At 67.9% G+C, this 16,841-nt stretch carries 16 protein-coding genes; 8 read left to right on the top strand and 8 right to left on the bottom strand.

Features of this window, described 5'->3' with window-relative positions; all coding sequences use genetic code 11:
- Positions 1-345: 345 nt before the first annotated feature.
- The 6 genes from AB0D57_RS38620 to pknB all read left to right on the top strand — a co-directional run bounded on the left by AB0D57_RS38620 (position 346) and on the right by pknB (position 8,550).
- Positions 346-1,215, top strand: coding sequence for a DUF3662 and FHA domain-containing protein (locus tag AB0D57_RS38620; RefSeq protein WP_362084612.1), 870 nt, complete (start codon positions 346-348; stop codon positions 1,213-1,215).
- Positions 1,216-1,225: 10 nt separating this feature from the next.
- Positions 1,226-1,750: an FHA domain-containing protein gene (locus tag AB0D57_RS38615; RefSeq protein ID WP_362084609.1), complete on the top strand. Its 525-nt coding sequence runs from the start codon at positions 1,226-1,228 to the stop codon at positions 1,748-1,750.
- A 98-nt stretch (positions 1,751-1,848) separates the two neighbouring features.
- The gene (locus tag AB0D57_RS38610; RefSeq protein ID WP_362084663.1) at positions 1,849-3,435 is read left to right on the top strand and encodes a Stp1/IreP family PP2C-type Ser/Thr phosphatase; all 1,587 of its coding nucleotides are present in this window, start codon (positions 1,849-1,851) and stop codon (positions 3,433-3,435) included.
- 26 nt (positions 3,436-3,461) lie between these two features.
- The gene (locus AB0D57_RS38605) at positions 3,462-4,901 is read left to right on the top strand and encodes an FtsW/RodA/SpoVE family cell cycle protein (RefSeq protein WP_362084606.1); all 1,440 of its coding nucleotides are present in this window, start codon (positions 3,462-3,464) and stop codon (positions 4,899-4,901) included.
- A complete protein-coding gene (locus tag AB0D57_RS38600; protein ID WP_362084603.1) occupies positions 4,898-6,382 on the top strand; it encodes a penicillin-binding transpeptidase domain-containing protein in 1,485 nt (494 codons plus the stop codon). Before AB0D57_RS38605 ends, AB0D57_RS38600 begins: the two co-directional genes overlap by 4 nt.
- Positions 6,383-6,552: 170 nt before the next feature.
- Entirely contained in the window at positions 6,553-8,550 is a 1,998-nt protein-coding gene (gene pknB / locus AB0D57_RS38595) for a Stk1 family PASTA domain-containing Ser/Thr kinase (RefSeq protein ID WP_362084600.1), read from the top strand.
- Between the two features lie 187 nt (positions 8,551-8,737).
- Here the strand turns inward: pknB and AB0D57_RS38590 are convergent, their stop codons facing one another.
- The 6 genes from AB0D57_RS38590 to AB0D57_RS38565 all read right to left on the bottom strand — a co-directional run bounded on the left by AB0D57_RS38590 (position 8,738) and on the right by AB0D57_RS38565 (position 13,406).
- Positions 8,738-9,484 carry a class E sortase gene (locus AB0D57_RS38590; protein WP_362084597.1) on the bottom strand — a complete coding sequence of 249 codons (747 nt, stop codon included), beginning with the start codon at positions 9,482-9,484 and terminating at the stop codon, positions 8,738-8,740.
- A gap of 77 nt (positions 9,485-9,561) precedes the next feature.
- Positions 9,562-11,004, bottom strand: coding sequence for a class E sortase (locus AB0D57_RS38585; RefSeq protein WP_362084594.1), 1,443 nt, complete (start codon positions 11,002-11,004; stop codon positions 9,562-9,564).
- A complete protein-coding gene (locus AB0D57_RS38580) occupies positions 11,001-11,639 on the bottom strand; it encodes an aminodeoxychorismate/anthranilate synthase component II (RefSeq protein ID WP_362084591.1) in 639 nt (212 codons plus the stop codon). Before AB0D57_RS38580 ends, AB0D57_RS38585 begins: the two co-directional genes overlap by 4 nt.
- Entirely contained in the window at positions 11,636-11,842 is a 207-nt protein-coding gene (locus AB0D57_RS38575) for a hypothetical protein (RefSeq protein WP_362084660.1), read from the bottom strand. Before AB0D57_RS38575 ends, AB0D57_RS38580 begins: the two co-directional genes overlap by 4 nt.
- 28 nt (positions 11,843-11,870) lie before the next feature.
- Positions 11,871-12,593 carry a class E sortase gene (locus AB0D57_RS38570; RefSeq protein ID WP_362084588.1) on the bottom strand — a complete coding sequence of 241 codons (723 nt, stop codon included), beginning with the start codon at positions 12,591-12,593 and terminating at the stop codon, positions 11,871-11,873.
- 33 nt (positions 12,594-12,626) lie between these two features.
- On the bottom strand, positions 12,627-13,406 hold the full coding sequence (locus tag AB0D57_RS38565) for a DUF881 domain-containing protein (protein WP_362084585.1): 780 nt from the start codon (positions 13,404-13,406) through the stop codon (positions 12,627-12,629).
- A gap of 142 nt (positions 13,407-13,548) precedes the next feature.
- Here AB0D57_RS38565 and crgA point away from each other — a divergent pair, with 142 nt between their 5' ends.
- A complete protein-coding gene (crgA, locus tag AB0D57_RS38560; RefSeq protein WP_362084582.1) occupies positions 13,549-13,803 on the top strand; it encodes a cell division protein CrgA in 255 nt (84 codons plus the stop codon).
- Between the two features lie 255 nt (positions 13,804-14,058).
- Here the strand turns inward: crgA and AB0D57_RS38555 are convergent, their stop codons facing one another.
- Positions 14,059-14,973 (bottom strand): rhomboid family intramembrane serine protease, encoded by a 915-nt coding sequence (locus AB0D57_RS38555; RefSeq protein ID WP_362084579.1) that lies wholly within the window; start codon positions 14,971-14,973, stop codon positions 14,059-14,061.
- Positions 14,974-15,177: 204 nt separating this feature from the next.
- Positions 15,178-15,711, bottom strand: a complete 534-nt coding sequence (locus tag AB0D57_RS38550) for a peptidylprolyl isomerase (RefSeq protein WP_362084576.1) — start codon at positions 15,709-15,711, stop codon at positions 15,178-15,180.
- A 313-nt stretch (positions 15,712-16,024) separates the two neighbouring features.
- Between AB0D57_RS38550 and AB0D57_RS38545 the strand changes: the two genes are divergently transcribed.
- Positions 16,025-16,729, top strand: a complete 705-nt coding sequence (locus AB0D57_RS38545) for a DUF5324 family protein (RefSeq protein ID WP_362084573.1) — start codon at positions 16,025-16,027, stop codon at positions 16,727-16,729.
- The last annotated feature ends 112 nt before the right edge of the window (positions 16,730-16,841 follow it).

The following is a 16,841-nucleotide window of genomic DNA, read 5'->3' as shown; positions in this document are numbered from 1 at the left end:
TGCGCCCCAGCTCCGAGCACTTCGGCGCTGGTCCACGTATCAACAAGAACCGGTTCACGTATCAACCTCGTACCGGTCCGGGCCATCTCCCCAGGAGCCGGACCAGGTGCACGGTCGGGTGCGGGACACTGGTGACGGGCCGCCTCTACGATCCTTGGCAGAAGCAGTGCAGGAAGCAGTGCCGGGAAGTGTTCGAAGAGGAGCCCCGGAGGGAACTTCGGGAGGGGACTCCGGAAGGCGTCGACAACCCGGCGACCGGGCCGACAGGGGGAACCAGCCGATTTCCCGACGCGTGGATACGATCAGTAAGCAGTACCAGGACGGCTACGAAGGAGGAGGTGCCCCATGGGAGTCCTGAAGAAGTTCGAGCAGCGTCTCGAAGGTCTGGTCAACGGCACCTTCGCCAAGGTGTTCAAGTCCGAGGTCCAGCCAGTGGAGATCGCCGGAGCACTCCAGCGGGAGTGCGACAACAACGCCACCATCTGGAACCGCGACCGGACCGTCGTACCCAATGACTTCATCGTGGAGCTGAGCACGCCCGACTTCGAGCGCCTCAGCCCCTACTCCGGCCAGCTCGGCGACGAGCTCGCCGGCATGGTGCGCGACTACGCGAAGCAGCAGCGCTACACCTTCATGGGCCCCATCAAGGTCCACCTGGAGAAGGCGGACGACCTCGACACCGGTCTGTACCGGGTGCGGAGCCGTACTCTCGCCTCCTCCACCGACCAGCAGGCACCCGAGCGCGCCCCCGCGGGCCCGCCCCCGGGTCGGCCCGGTGGCGGCGGCTACGGCTATCCGCCGACCGCCCAGCCCGCCGGTCCTGGTCCGATGGGCGCTCCCCCCATGCCGTCCGCACCGCCGCCCGGCGCGCGCCCCGGCCCCACGCCCATGGCCTCCCGGCCCGGCGCGACGGCAGGACCGCAGGCCGGCGGCCGCATGCGGCACTGGATCGAGGTCAATGGCACCCGCCATCAGATCTCCCGCCCGACGCTGGTGCTGGGTCGCAGCACCGAAGCCGACGTGCGGATCGACGACCCCGGCGTATCCCGCCGGCACTGTGAGATCCGGACCGGAACGCCCTCGACGATCCAGGATCTCGGGTCCACCAACGGCATCGTGGTGGACGGGCAGCACACCACCCGCGCTACGCTCCGCGACGGCTCGCGGATCGTCGTGGGCAGCACCACCATCATTTACCGGCAAGCCGAAGGGTGAAGCGGGGGCAATGTCAGAGCTGACCCTCACGGTCATGCGGCTGGGTTTCCTGGCCGTACTGTGGCTGTTCGTGATCGTGGCCGTGCAGGTCATCCGTAGCGACCTGTTCGGAACGCGCGTCACACAGCGCGGCTCGCGCCGGGACGCCGCCAGGCCGCAACAGGCCGCGCGCCAGGCCGCGCCGCCGCAACAGCGCCAGCAGGCCGCCGCACCCAGCGGCGGCGGCCGACAGCGGCGCGGCGCCCCCACCAAGCTGGTCGTCTCCGAGGGCACCCTCACGGGAACCACGGTCGCGCTCCAGGGGCAGACCATCACCCTGGGCCGCGCGCACGACAGCACCATCGTGCTGGACGACGACTACGCGTCCAGCCGCCATGCCAGGATCTACCCGGACCGGGACGGCCAGTGGATCGTCGAGGACCTCGGCTCCACCAACGGCACGTATCTCGACCGGAGCCGACTGACGACCCCCACGCCGATTCCGTTGGGCGCACCGATCCGCATCGGCAAGACCGTCATCGAGCTGCGGAAGTAGTGCTACGTCATGAATGAGCGCGAGCGGAGCGAGCACGCAGCGGCGGTCCACGCGTTGGACGCCCGCGCGCTCCCGACCGGAGGGTGGGCACCGTGCGGATGTACCCGGAGCCGACGGGCGAGGTGCGCATGAGTCTGTCACTGCGCTTCGCCGCCGGATCGCACAAAGGCATGATCCGCGAGGGCAACGAGGACTCCGGCTACGCCGGTCCGCGGCTGCTCGCGATCGCCGACGGGATGGGCGGCCAGGCCGCCGGTGAGGTCGCCTCCTCCGAGGTGATCTCCACCATCGTCGCGCTGGACGACGACGTGCCCGGCTCCGACATCCTCACCTCGCTCGGCACCGCCGTGCAGCGCGCCAACGACCAGCTCAGGATGATGGTCGAGGAGGACCCCCAGCTGGAAGGCATGGGGACCACCCTCACCGCCCTCCTGTGGACCGGTCAGCGGCTCGGTCTCGTGCACGTCGGCGACTCCCGCGCGTACCTGCTGCGTGACGGCGTACTGACGCAGATCACACAGGACCACACCTGGGTGCAGCGCCTCGTCGACGAGGGACGCATCACCGAGGAAGAGGCCACCACCCACCCCCAGCGCTCCCTCCTCATGCGCGCGCTGGGCAGCGGCGACCACGTCGAACCGGACCTCTCCATCCGCGAAGTCCGCGCCGGCGACCGCTACTTGATCTGCTCCGACGGCCTCAGCGGCGTCGTCTCCCATCAGACGATGGAGGAGACCCTCGCCAGCTACCAGGGCCCGCAGGAGACCGTGCAGCTGCTGATCGAGCTCGCGCTGCGCGGCGGCGGCCCCGACAACATCACGGTCATCGTGGCCGACGTCCTCGACATCGACGGCGGGGACACCCTCGCCGTCCAGCTCTCCGACACCCCGGTCGTCGTGGGCGCGGTCGCCGAGAACCAGCAGCACCAGCTGCACGACAACGGCGCCATGCAGACGCCCGCGGGGCGCGCCTCCAGCCTCGGCCGTCCGGTACCCGGACAGGGCGGTGGCGGCGAGTTCGGCCCGCCCGGCAGCGGCGGCGACACCACCGGCTACGTACCCGCGGGCGGCTTCGGCGACTACTCCGACGAGGACTTCGTCAAGCCGCGCACCGGACGCAAGTGGCTGAAGAGATCCCTCTACACCGCGCTCACGCTGGCCGTCATCGGCGGCGGTCTGTACGGCGGCTACCGCTGGACGCAGACGCAGTACTACGTCGGCACCGAGGGCGAGCACGTCGCGCTGTACCGCGGAATCAGCCAGGACCTGGCCTGGGTCTCGCTCTCGAAGGTGGAGAAGGACCACCCCGAGATCGAACTCAAGTACCTACCGCCGTACCAGCAGCAGCAGCTCAAGGCGACGATCGCGGAGGGCGGCCTCAAGGACGCCCAGTCGAAGATCAGCGAGCTCGCCGTGCAGGCCTCCGCATGCGAGAAGGACGCCAAGCGCCGCGCCGCCGAGACGACGAACAACGCGAAGACCGGTGAGGGCGAGGCAGGTGGGACCACGGGAACCACAACCGCCTCTCTGACGTCCAAGGCCACAGCCACGCCGACGGCGCCGAATCCCTCGAACTCGGCACCGTCGTCCTCCAATTCCACGACCGCACCCGCACCCACTCCCACACCCGGCCCCAGCCTCTCCGACGAAGAGCAGAAGCTGGTCTCGCTGTGCGGTAAGCAGTAAGAAGCCGTGAGGGGCCCTGTCACACCATGAGCAGTAGTACGAACACGCCGACGCACCACACGTCGACCATCGGTTCCATCGGCACACCGAGCCGCCGCAACACCGAGCTGGCGCTGCTGGTGTTCGCCGTTGTCATCCCGGTGTTCGCGTACGCCAACGTGGGCCTGGCCATCAAGAACCAAGTGCCCGCGGGCCTGCTGGGCTACGGTCTGGGCCTCGGCCTGCTGGCCGGAGTCGCGCATCTCGCCGTACGCAAGTTCGCGCCGTACGCGGACCCGCTGCTCCTGCCCTTGGCGACCCTCCTCAACGGACTCGGTCTGGTCATCATCTGGCGGCTCGACCGGTCCAAGCGGCTCCAGGCGCTGGACGCCTACGTGGAGGCCGCACCCCGCCAGCTGCTCTACACCGCCCTGGGCATCGCCCTGTTCGTCGTCGTGCTGATCTTCCTGAAGGACCACCGCGTCCTGCAGCGCTACACCTACATCTCGATGTTCGGCGCCCTCGTCCTGCTCCTGCTGCCGCTGGTTCCCGGCCTCGGCGCCAACGTCTACGGCGCCAAGATCTGGATCTCGATTCCCGGCCTGGGCACCCTCCAGCCCGGCGAGTTCGCGAAGATCATCCTTGCGGTCTTCTTCGCGGGCTATCTGATGGTGAAGCGCGACGCGCTCGCTCTCGCCAGCCGCCGCTTCATGGGCCTCTACCTGCCGCGCGGACGCGACCTCGGCCCGATCCTGGTCGTCTGGTTCGTCTCCATCCTGATCCTGGTCTTCGAGACCGACCTCGGTACCTCGCTGCTGTTCTTCGGCATGTTCGTGATCATGCTGTACGTCGCCACGGAGCGGACCAGCTGGATCGTCTTCGGTCTGCTGATGTCCGCCGCCGGCGCCGTCGGCGTCGCCTCCTTCGAACCGCACGTGAAGATGCGCGTCCAGGCCTGGCTCGACCCCATGGGCGAGTACCTCCTCAGCCAGCAGGGCGTCGCCGGCCACTCCGAGCAGTCCATGGAGGCCCTGTGGGCCTTCGGCTCCGGCGGCACCCTGGGCACCGGCCTGGGCCAGGGCAACTCCGACCTCATCAAGTTCGCCGCCAACTCCGACTTCATCCTCGCCACCTTCGGCGAGGAGCTGGGCCTCGCCGGCGTCATGGCGATCCTGGTGATCTACGGGCTGATCGTGGAGCGCGGCGTCCGCACGGCGCTCGCCGCCCGCGACCCGTTCGGCAAGCTCCTCGCCGTCGGCCTCTCCGGCGGCTTCGCCCTCCAGGTCTTCGTCGTCGCGGGTGGCGTCATGAGCCTGATCCCGCTGACCGGTATGACGATGCCGTTCGTGGCCTACGGAGGCTCCTCCGTCATCGCCAACTGGGCATTGATCAGCATCCTGATCAGAATCAGCGACACCGCACGCCGCCCGGCGCCCGCCCCCGCCCCCAGCCCCGACGCCGAGATGACCCAGGTGGTCCGCCCGTGAACAAGCCCCTGCGCCGGATCGCGCTCTTCTGCGGACTCCTCGTCCTCGCCCTGCTGATCCGCGACAACTGGCTCCAGTACGTCCAGGCGGACTCCCTGAAGTCCGACCCGAAGAACCGCCGCGTCGCCATCGAGCGATACGCCACACCGCGCGGCAACATCATCGTCGACGGCGAGCCGATCACCGGCTCCAAGAAGACCTCGGGCGACAGCTTCAACGACTTCGAGTACAAGCGCACCTACAAGGACGGCGCGATGTGGGCGCCGGTCACCGGGTACGCCTCGCAGGCCTTCGGCGCCACCCAGCTCGAGTCCATCAACGACGGCATCCTCACCGGCAACGACGACCAGCTCTTCTTCCGCAACACCCTGGACATGCTCACGGGCAAGAAGAAGCAGGGCGGCAACGTCGTCACCACCCTCAACGCCGCCGCGCAGAAGGCCGCGTACGAAGGTCTGCTCAAGCAGGGCAAGGGCGCCGTCGCCGCGATCGACCCGGAGACCGGCGCGATCCTGGCGCTGGCCTCCACTCCCTCGTACGACCCGTCGAAGTTCGCCGGGAACTCGACGAGCGTTGACGGCAAGGCCTGGTCGAAGCTCCAGAAGAAGAACGACCCCGACGACCCGATGCTCAACCGGGCGCTGCGCGAGACCTACCCGCCGGGCTCCACCTTCAAGGTGGTCACGGCGGCGGCGGCCCTGGAGGACGGCCTGTACACCTCGGCGGACGAGAAGACCGACACGCCGCTGCCGTACATCCTGCCGAACACCACGACCGAGCTGAAGAACGAGGGCAACATCCCCTGCAAGGACGCCACCCTGCGGGTCGCCCTGCAGTTCTCCTGCAACACCGTCTTCGGCAAGATCGGCGCGGACCTCGGCAAGGACAAGATGCTGGCGGAGTCCGAGAAGTTCGGCTTCAACTCCGAGCAGTTCACGCCGGTGCGCTCCAACGCCTCCGTCTTCCCCAAGTCGATGGACAAGCCGCAGACCGCGCTCAGCTCGATCGGTCAGTTCGAGACCGCCGCGACCCCGCTGCAGATGGCCATGGTCGCCTCCGCCGTCGCCAACAACGGCACGCTGATGAAGCCGTACATGGTCGACAAGCTGCAGGCCCCGGGCCTGGACGTCATCTCGCAGACCGAGCCCGAGAAGATGAGCGAGCCGCTCTCCGAGGAGAACGCCCAGATCCTCCAGTCGATGATGGAGACGGTCGTCGAGAAGGGCACGGGTACCCGGGCGCAGATCCCCGGCGCCACCGTCGGCGGCAAGACCGGTACCGCCCAGCACGGTGTCGACAACAGCGAGAACCCGTACGCCTGGTTCATCTCGTACGCCAAGACCAGTGACGGCAGCTCCCCGGTCGCCGTCGCCGTGGTCGTGGAGGACGAGAGCGCCAACCGGGACGACATCTCGGGTGGTGGCCTCGCCGCCCCCATCGCGAGGAGCGTGATGAAGGCAGTACTCGACAGTAAGAAGTGAACCCCGTCACGTCCCCTTCACATCGGTGCACGTTGCGATACCGGTCCTGTATCGGGTGACGGGCTTGGCCAGGTCACACAAGCCGATCCGGGTACGGTATGCCCGGACGGCACACCGCCGGACCACACATGCGTGCGGTCGGGACCGACGGAGAGGGCTGGTAGGTAGCTATGGAAGAGCCGCGTCGCCTCGGCGGCCGGTACGAGCTGGGCCACGTGCTCGGCCGTGGTGGCATGGCCGAGGTCCATCTCGCCCATGACACCCGGCTCGGTCGCCAGGTGGCGGTGAAGACGCTGCGGGCCGACCTCGCACGTGATCCGTCGTTCCAGGCCCGGTTCCGCCGGGAGGCCCAGTCGGCCGCCTCGCTCAACCATCCCGCGATCGTCGCCGTGTACGACACGGGTGAGGACTACATCGAGGGCATCTCCATCCCGTACATCGTGATGGAGTACGTCGACGGGTCCACGCTGCGCGAGCTGCTGCACTCGGGCCGCAAGCTGCTGCCCGAGCGCACCCTGGAGATGACCATCGGCATCCTCCAGGCCCTCGAGTACTCCCACCGCGCGGGCATCGTCCACCGAGACATCAAGCCGGCGAACGTCATGCTGACGCGCAACGGCCAGGTCAAGGTCATGGACTTCGGCATCGCCCGCGCCATGGGCGACTCCGGCATGACGATGACCCAGACCGCGGCCGTCATCGGCACCGCCCAGTACCTCTCCCCGGAGCAGGCCAAGGGCGAACAGGTCGACGCGCGCTCGGACCTCTACTCGACGGGCTGTCTGCTCTACGAGCTGCTGACGGTCCGCCCGCCGTTCATCGGGGACTCCCCGGTCGCGGTGGCGTACCAGCACGTACGCGAGGAGCCGCAGCCGCCGAGCGTCTTCGACCCCGAGATCACGCCCGAGATGGACGCCATCGTCCTGAAGGCGCTCACCAAGGACCCGGACTACCGCTACCAGTCCGCCGACGAGATGCGCGCCGACATCGAGGCCTGCCTCGACGGCCAGCCGGTCGCGGCCACCGCCGCCATGGGCTCGGTCGGCTACGGCAGCTACCAGGACGACCAGGCCACCACCGCCCTGCGCTCCACGGACGCCCAGGCCACGTCCATGCTCCCCCCGATGAACCCGGACGACGGCGGCTACGGCTACGACGACCGCCCACCCCGACGCCGCCAGCAGAAGAAGTCGAACACCTCGACGATCCTGCTGGTCGTTGCGGGTGTGCTGGTGCTCATCGGCGCCATCCTGATCGGCAAGTGGGCGACCAGCGGCGACAACCCGGCCGACTCGAACGTGTCCGTACCGAGGTTCGTGGACGAGACCCAGGAAGACGCCAAGAAGCTGGCCACGAACTCCGACCTGGAGTTGGCGTTCGCCAAGGAGCCCTGCGAGGCCCAGAAGACGGGCAACATCTGCTCCCAGGACCCGAAGGAAGGCACGGAGGTCAAAAAGGGCACCACGGTCAATCTGGTGGTGTCCACCGGGGCGCCGAAGGTCGCGGTGCCGAGTGTCCTCGGCAAGAGCCTGGACGAAGCCAAGGCGTTGCTCCAGGGCGACGAGTACGAGTTCGACGTCAAGACGAAGACCCAGGTGTCCACGGAGGACCCGAACACCGTCCTGGCGCAGGACCTGAAGCTCGGCAAGGAAGTGGAGAAGGGGTCGACGATCACCCTCACCATCGCCAAGGCCGAGGAGAAGGCCACCGTCCCGGATGTCATCGGCCAGACGAGCTGTGAAGCCGCCCAGGCGCAGATGACGGCCAGCAACCTGGTCGGCATCTGCAGCGAGGTGGAGGTAACCGACCCGAACCAGCTCGGCAAGGTCTTCGAGACCACGCCGCAGGCCGGACAGCAGGCCGACAAGAACTCCACGGTTCAGATCAAGATCGGCAAGGCGCAGGCACAGAAGACGAAGGTCCCGGACGTCTTCAGGCGGACCGTGGCGGAGGCCAGGCAGATCCTGCAGGCACAGGGTTTCACCGACATCCGGATCGCGAACGGCAGCGACGGGAGCGACACCGCGTTTGTCGTCGACCAGGACCCGGATGCGGGCACAGAGGTCGACAACCCCGCCGGCACGACGATCACCCTGACGACCGCGAGTATCGGCGGCAACAACGGCGGGAACGGCAACGGCGGCATCTTCGGCGGCACGTCAGGCTGACGCCGCCTCCTCGTGAAAGGAGCCCCGGTGCCTGTGCAGATGGCGCCGGGGCTCCTTCACGTTCAGGAGATGCCTGTCACGGTTTACCTCCGGCCTTCTGTACGAGAGTCGACCGCATCTTGATACTTCCCCTCGTTGAGCGGGTGGGGTGGGGAATCGAAGCTCTGCCCTGTGACGAAACGTCGCGCTAACTCAGCTCCTTGGGCGGAGTACGGGCACTGTCCACCTCGTCCACGCGCTCCAACTCGCCCCAGACCACATACCGATACCGGGACGTGTAGACGGGCGTGCAGGTCGTCAGGGTGATGTACTTGCCCGCCTTCTTCTTGCCCGATTCCTTGGGGACGGAGCCGAGCACCTCGACGTTGTACTTCGAGGTCTCCGGGAGGATGCCGTAGACCTTGTAGACGTACCACTTGTCCTTGGTCTCGAAGACGATCGGGTCGCCCTTTTTGATCTTGTCGATGTTGTGGAACTTGGCGCCGTGGCCGTCGCGGTGGGCGGCGAGCGTGAAGTTGCCGTTCTTGCCCGTCGTCGGCAGTGACGCCTTGACGGGGTCGGTGTAGTAGCCGGCGACACCGTCGTTGAGGATCTTCGTCGACGTGCCCTTCTCCACGAGGACCTCGCCGTCGTGCATCGCCGGGACGTGCAGGAAGCCGATGCCGGCCTTGGTGTCCAGGGCGCCGGGGCCGCTGTCGTCCAGCGCCCAGTTGTCGCGGACCTTGTCGCCCTGCTTGTCCGCCTCGCGATCCGCGACGACGTTCGTCCACCACAACGAGTAGACGACGAACAGACCGAGCACCAGGCCCGCGGTGATGAGGAGTTCACCGAGAACGCTGACCGCCATCGCGATCCGGCCGGGTCCACGGCGTTTTAGTGCGGGCACTTCAGCGTCGGCGTCGGTGCGCTCGTCGTGGTCGGTCCTCGCTGCCACTGTGCATCTGCCCCGTCTGATCTGTCTCAGTTCGTCTCACGTACGCCCCGCCCTTGCCCGACGGTGCTCCCGCTCGCCTACTCGACGAGCGCGTCCGGCTTGCCCTTGCTGCGCGGGCGTTCCTCGACCATCTTGCCCCACACGATCATGCGGTACTTGCTGGTGAATTCAGGCGTACAGGTGGTCAGTGTGATGTAGCGGCCCGGTGCCGTGAAACCCGACCCCGGGGGGACCGCATTCAGCACACTCGTGTTCGACGGAGACGTCGCCGGCAGGATCGACGTCATCTTGTACACGAAGTAGTCGTCCTGGGTCTCGACCACGATCTCGTCGCCGGGCTTCAGCCGGTTGATGTACCGGAACGGCTCGCCGTGGGTGTTGCGATGCCCCGCGAGGCCGAAGTTGCCCGTCTTGGCGTCCGGCATCGCCGTCTTCAGGCTGCCCTCGGCGTAGTGGCCCACCATTCCGCGGTCGAGCACCTTCGTCTTGCTGATGCCCTCCGCGATCGGCGCGACCACATCCAGCTTCGGGATGTGCAGGATGGCGAACCCCTGCCCGGGCTCGAACGTCCCCGGACTCCGCTTGCCTTCCGCCCAGTCCTCCTGGAGGTGGTGCGTGGCGTTGCCGGCCTGCTGATGCGCCCGCACGTTCGACCACCACAACTGGTAGGTCACGAACAGCAGCATCAGGACGCCGGTGGTGATGAACACCTCACCGATCACCCGGCTCACGATGACGGCCGCGCCGGGCTTCTGCGCTCGCGCCGCACGCCGGGCCTCCATACGGCTCAGCGGCGCCTCAACGGGCTCCTCCGCCGACTCCTGGGAGTCCAGAGGCTCCTGGGGTCCCTGGGGCCCCTCGTGGAGCTCATGGGCGCCACCACGGCGCCCGTGACGCCGGGCCGCCTTGCGCCGCGCCGCACGGCCCCCCACGGCGGGTATGGGCTCGCTCGCGGCCAACCGCCGTGCTACGGAGACCTCCGAGGCCCGCAGCGCCACGGTCTCGTCGTCCAACCGCGGGACAGCTACGACAGGTTCGGCGACAGCTGGTTCAGCGACGACCGGTTTGTCGTACACGGGCACGGGCCGGGTCAGGGGTTCGTCGTATGCGGGCGCGGGGGGCGGGGCCGTCGGCTCCGCATACGGCTGCCGTACTTCCTCGTAGGCGCCCTGCGGTGTGCCCTGTGAGGCCCCCTGCCAGTTCCGCGGGTACGCCTCGGGTCCGTCCCCGGCGTACCGGTGCTGGCCGGACCAGTCCTGTTCGGACCAGACCTCGGGCCCGGTGGCGGGCGGCGCGGCGAAGGGCGGCGCGACGGAGGCCGACGGGGCCGCGTGCCGCCCTGCAGACCGTGCGTCCGGGAGGGGATCGGTAAGCGGGTCCGTGAGCGGGTCCGTGAGCTGTTCCACCGCGGCCTCGAACGCGCCGGGCGCCCCGTACGGCTGCTGCCCGTACGAGGACCCGTCCTTTCCGGCGTCACCGTAGGCGGCGCCGGACTCGCGCTCGGGGCGCAGCGCGGTCACGCCGTGGCCCTGCCCACCACCGGGGCGAGCCCCGCCGACCTCGCCACGGCCACCTTGTCGCCGCACTCCGCCAGCCAGTTGGCGAGCATCCGGTGGCCGTGCTCGGTCAGCACCGACTCGGGGTGGAACTGCACGCCCTCGACCGGGAGTTCACGGTGCCTCAGCCCCATGATGATCCCGTCGTGCGTGCGGGCCGTGACCTCCAGCTCGGCCGGCACGGTCTCGGGCTCGGCCGCCAGCGAGTGGTAGCGCGTCGCCGTGAAGGGCGACGGAAGTCCCGCGAAGACGCCCTTCCCCCCGTGCTCGACGAGCGAGGTCTTGCCGTGCAGCAGCTCGGGCGCCCGATCCACGACACCGCCGTACGCCACCTGCATCGACTGCATGCCGAGACAGACGCCGAAGACGGGAACGCCGGTCGCGGCGCAGTGCCGGACCATGTCGACGCAGACTCCGGCCTGTTCGGGGGCTCCGGGGCCCGGCGACAGGAGTACTCCGTCGAAGCCGTCCTGAGCGTGTGCCGTCGACACCTCGTCGTTGCGCAGCACCTCGCACTCGGCGCCCAGCTGGTACAGGTACTGGACCAGGTTGAAGACGAAGCTGTCGTAGTTGTCGACGACGAGAATCCGCGTGCTCACTGGTCGTCCACCGTCACATCGTTGAAGGGAAGGAGCGGTTCGGCCCACGGGAAGACGTACTGGAACAGCACGTAGACCACTCCGAGGACGAGCAGGAGTGAGATCAGCGCCTTCACCCATGCGTTCCCCGGCAAATGCCGCCAGATGAAGCCGTACATGCCGTCCCTTCCGTCGCACCACGGCACCAGAGCCACGCTCCACATCACCGGACTCACGCCGTACGGGACCAGACTAACGGCGTAGAGCCCCGGGTTTTCCAGCCTCTACGGGCTGTGTGGCATCAAGGTGTGCCCAGACGATCAGCCGATGACTATGTCCCCACTCCGGGTCGCACGTGGTCAGCGTGAGATAGCGGCCCGAAGCTGTGTACCCGGACTTACGCGGTACAGGATCGATCACCTCAATGTCCGTGGGAACTGTTTTGTAGGGGCCTTTGTCGATCCGATACGTGAACCAGGTCGTCCCGTCCGTCAGCACCACCGCGTCGCCACGGCGCAGCTTGGGAAAGTCCTTGAAGGGGTCGCCGTACGTACGACGGTGACCCGCGACCGCGAAGTTCCCCGTCTGTCCGAGCTGGGCCGTCCCCCGGTAATGGCCGAGACCTTTCTTGAGGACGCCCGTACCGGTGCCTTCGAGCACGGGCTTGTTCCACGTGAAACCAAGACGCGGGATGTACATGACCGCGAAGGGCTTGCCATACGCGTAGGGGGCGGGCGCCTTCGGACTCGTGGGCGCCTCGGGGCTCTTGTCGGCCGGGCTGGTCGGGGCCGTGGGCGCCTTGGACTCCTGTGCGACCGAGCCCTTGGACCACTGTTTCTGGAGTTCGTCGATCTGGTGGTTCATCTCGCTGTCGGCCTTCACGCCCGTCCAGAACAGCACGTAGACGACGAAGAGCACGATCAGGGCGCCGATGGTGATGCACAGTTCGCTCAACGTCCTGACGACCACTCGCACCCACACAGGACCCCCCAGCGGCAGCGGCTTCGGCTACTCCACAGGTTTTGCGTAGTGGAGATCCACTGTGCCCGAGTAGCCGGGCAGAGTCACTGGCCCGTCCTCCTCGACTTTCCAGCCGAGCCCGTAGACGTTGACGTACACCATGTAGTTCTGGATCGCCGTGGATTCGGCAAGGGCCGTCTGGAGCTTCTGCGGGTCACCGATCGCGGTGATCTTGTACGGGGGGGAGTAGACCCGGCCCTGGAGGATCAGGGTGTTGCCGACGCAGCGCACGGCGCTCGTGGAGATCAGCCGCTGGTCCATCACCTTGATGCCCTGGGCGCCGCCTTGCCACAGGGCGTTCACCACGGCCTGCAGGTCCTGCTGGTGGATGACCAGGTAGTCGGGCTGCGGCTCGGGATAGCCGGGGAGCTTGGCCGTGGCGTTCGGCGGGGCGTCGTTGAGGGTGACCGTGACGGCCTCGCCCTTGAGTTTCTGGGTGCCCGCGTTCTTCTCCAGCGCGGCGAGCTTGGCGTCCTCGGCCTTGCTGCTGCCGTTCTCCCGCCCGGCGAGCGCGTCCACGTCGTCGCGCAGGGTGCCGTTGGACTCGTCGAGCGACGCGTTCTTGTGGCTGCGCTCCTGGATCAGGTCGGAGAGCTTCAGCAAGGAGGCGTCCGTGCGGATATTGGTGCCCTTGGCCGTGTTGAAGCTGGTGAAGAAAATAAGTCCGGCGAGGGCGAAGACGGCCGCGGTGAGCACGCGCACGGGCCGGAATCGGCGCGTATCGGCAGGACTGGAACCCGTCCCTGGGGAGTCGGCAGAATTGCTCAACGTACCCTTATCTCCTTAGACGCCGCGGAAGCACTACGCTAACTGACGCCCGGGGGAGCGCTCAGTGTCCCCTTGTACGCTGCCCCGGAGCCCGCCCCAGTTCCCTGCGCGGCCACGCAGCGCATCGACAGGAGAGACCCTCGTGCCGAAGTCACGTATCCGCAAGAAGGCCGACTACACGCCGCCCCCGGCGAAGCAGGCGACCAATATCAAGCTGACCAGCAACAGCTGGGTCGCACCGGCCATGCTGGCGATGTTCCTCATCGGCCTCGCCTGGATCGTTGTCTTCTACGTGACGGACGGCTCGCTGCCGATCGACGCGCTCGACAACTGGAACATCGTGGTCGGCTTCGGGTTCATCGCGGCGGGATTCGGCGTCTCGACGCAGTGGAAGTAGCTCTGCCCACGGCTATCCCCTGAGTTATCCACAGCCGTTGTCCACAGGTGGAAAAGAAAGACGATCTGTGGATAACCCATCCGGCATTGACGCCGGTGTGACTGACCTACCGGTATCCGGAAGCGTGTTCGCCCCCTGCCTGACCTGGGAAAACTCAGGTCAGCGCCAGGGGGCACAGCTGTTCCCGCACAGCGTGCACAAGATCCACCACGATCTGTGGACAACATCGGTCGCTCAGTGGACAACGCCGGTTGCTCAGGTGAGCTGAACGGTCCTGACCAGTGTGGCGATGACCACTGCGGCCAGGACCAGGGCACACACCCCGTACTGGATCAGGGCACGCCGCTCGCGGGGTGCGTGGACCATCGCATAGCCCATGACGACACCGCCGACGAGGCCACCGATGTGGGCCTGCCAGGCGATGTTGAATCCAGGGCTGAAGGTGAAGACCAGGTTGATCGCGAGCAGGGCGATGACGGGGCGCATGTCGTAGTTGAGCCGGCGCATCAGGACGGCGGTCGCGCCGAAGAGGCCGAAGATCGCGCCGGAGGCGCCGAGCGACGGCTGGTTCGGGGCGGCGAGGAGGTAGCTGAGCGCGCTGCCCGCGAGGCCCGAGACGACGTACAGGGCGATATAGCGGGCGCGGCCGAGCGCCGCTTCCAGCGGGCCGCCGATCCACCACAGGCTGAGCATGTTGAACATGATGTGGATATAGCTGCCGTGCAGGAACATCGCCGTCAGCAGCCGGTACCACTGGCCCTCCGCGACGCCCTCGATCGGGCCGTAGGCAGAGAAGGCCGCCTGGCCGATGAGCTCGAAGCGGTCGGTGAATCTGTCGCCCACCGACAACTGGACCAGGAAGAAGGCGAGGTTGATCCCGATCAGGACCTTGGTGACGAGTCGGGGGTCCGCCGTGATGGTGCCGCCGGCGAGGGTGCGCGGCTGGGAGGCCGTCGGTGAGTGCCCCGTGCCGGAGCCGTTGCGGACGCACTCGGGGCACTGGAAGCCGACGGAGGCGCTGACCATGCACTCGGGGCAGATCGGGCGCTCGCAACGGGTGCAGCGGATGCCGGTCTCGCGGTCCGGGTGCCGGTAGCAGGTGGGCAGGCTCTGGGCGTCCTGCGGTCCCTGGTCCCGCGGGCCCTGCGGGCTGCCTGGCGCCTGGTCCATGGGGGTCCCCTCAATCCGTCGTACACAATGCTCCGCCCCGCCCATCCTTACGGATGAGCGGGGCGTTTGGTTCCCTGCGGGAGCGATCGAAGCCGATGGCGCGCCCGCATGAGCCCCTCGAGACTCAGGCCCTTCGAAACTCAGGCCTCGCGCGGCTCAACCCCTGCGGGTCTCAGCCCTCGCGCGGCTCAACCCCTGCGGGTCTCAGCCCTTGCGGGTCTCGACGACGACCGACTCGATGACGACGTCCTTGACCGGGCGGTCGGTGCGCGGGTTGGTCTGGGCGTCGGCGATCGCGTCCACGACCTTCTGGCTGGCCTCGTCGGTGACCTCGCCGAAGATGGTGTGCTTACGCGTCAGCCAGGCCGTCGGGGAGACGGTGATGAAGAACTGCGAGCCGTTGGTGCCCGGGCCCGCGTTGGCCATGGCCAGCAGGTACGGCTTGTCGAAGGCGAGCTCCGGGTGGAATTCGTCCTCGAACTGGTAGCCGGGGCCGCCGGTACCGTTGCCCAGGGGGTCACCGCCCTGGATCATGAATCCGCTGATAACCCGGTGGAAGACCGTGCCGTCGTAGAGCTTGTCCGTGGACTTCTCACCCGTGCTGGGGTTGCTCCACTCACGCTCGCCCGTGGCGAGCTCCACGAAGTTCCGGACCGTCTTGGGCGCATGGTTCGGCAGGAGCCGGATTTCGATGTCGCCTTGGTTGGTCTTCAGGGTGGCGTAAAGCTGCTCAGCCACGATCTGCCTTCCGTTGCCTTCTTTTGACCCCCCGATCCTCGCACGTACCGGGTCACCCGTCGCCCGACCACCACCTCCGGGCGAACAACCGGGCGTCACGCTTGCGGAAATCCGGTCGAGTCCTCCCCGGAGCGGGGCGCGAGGCGACGATCCGTGGCATTGTCGACGACAAGCGCCCGTTGCCCCGTATGCCCCATCTCGCATGCCTCGCGGTCCCGCGGGGGGCATGATCTCGAAAAGGGTGGAAAGGTGAACTGTGCCTTTGTTGGGGTACCCGAACGCCCACGTACGCCACCGAGGAGGAGGAAAACCCGTGACCCGCATTGACAGCGTGCGCGCCGCGACCGGTTCGGCGAAGGACAGCGTGCTGCACGCCGCGGAAGTGGTGGCGCCGTACGCCGACACAGCCAAGGACCGGGCCTCGCACTACGCGAACGAAGCACGCGTACGGCTCGCGCCCAAGATGTCGCTGGCCGCCGATCAGGCCCGCGTCCAATACGACGCCCACCTCGCGCCGCGCCTCGAACAGGCCCGTACGCATGTACCGCCGAAGGTGGACCTGGCTGCCCATACGGCTGCCGTCCGTACCCGACAGGCGGCTCATCAAGCCGCCGACTACACCAAGCCGAGGATCGAGCAGGCGGTGGCCGCCGCTCAGCCCGTACGCGAAGAGGCCGCGGCGCGCGGGGTGGCCGCACTGGCCGCGCTCCGCGGACAGGTCTCGCCGAAGGAGATCCAGAAGCTGGTCCGCAAGCACGAGCGGCGGGCGAAGGCCGGCCGGCTCGCCAAGGGGCTGGCGATCCTGGGAATTCTGGCGGGCGGCGCCTTCGTCGCCTGGAAGTGGTGGGACAAGCAGGCCAACCCCGACTGGCTGGTCGAACCGCCCGCGGCGACAGAGGTGCCCGAGACGGGCCGCCTGACGTCGGTCGACGGCACAGGCCAGTCCGAGCTGGACCCCGAGGTCCAGGCCAAGCAGGCACAGGAGGAAGCGGCAGATCGCGACGACCGCCGCCCCTGAACCTGGACATCAACACCGCCGTGGGGCGGGAGACCCGAGGCCCGTGCCCGGACGCTCCACCGTCCCCGCTCCCTCCTCCGTGCCCAGTCCCTCCTCCGTGTCGGGGCGCTCC

The organism is Streptomyces sp. NPDC048275, from assembly GCF_040652275.1.
GTDB lineage: Bacteria > Actinomycetota > Actinomycetes > Streptomycetales > Streptomycetaceae > Streptomyces.
The sequence above is the reverse complement of the archived record's forward strand: the minus strand, read 5'-3'. Positions and strand labels throughout refer to the sequence as shown.

Bases quoted from the DNA above. Each gene is read 5' to 3' on its own strand.
- AB0D57_RS38555 (WP_362084579.1), bottom strand. From the start codon at position 14,973: ATGGACCAGGCGCCAGGCAGCCCGCAGGGCCCGCGGGACCAGGGACCG.
- AB0D57_RS38605 (WP_362084606.1), top strand. From the start codon at position 3,462: ATGAGCAGTAGTACGAACACGCCGACGCACCACACGTCGACCATCGGT.
- pknB (WP_362084600.1), top strand. From the start codon at position 6,553: ATGGAAGAGCCGCGTCGCCTCGGCGGCCGGTACGAGCTGGGCCACGTG.
- AB0D57_RS38610 (WP_362084663.1), top strand. From the start codon at position 1,849: ATGTACCCGGAGCCGACGGGCGAGGTGCGCATGAGTCTGTCACTGCGC.
- AB0D57_RS38620 (WP_362084612.1), top strand. From the start codon at position 346: ATGGGAGTCCTGAAGAAGTTCGAGCAGCGTCTCGAAGGTCTGGTCAAC.
- AB0D57_RS38575 (WP_362084660.1), bottom strand. From the start codon at position 11,842: ATGTGGAGCGTGGCTCTGGTGCCGTGGTGCGACGGAAGGGACGGCATG.
- AB0D57_RS38615 (WP_362084609.1), top strand. From the start codon at position 1,226: ATGTCAGAGCTGACCCTCACGGTCATGCGGCTGGGTTTCCTGGCCGTA.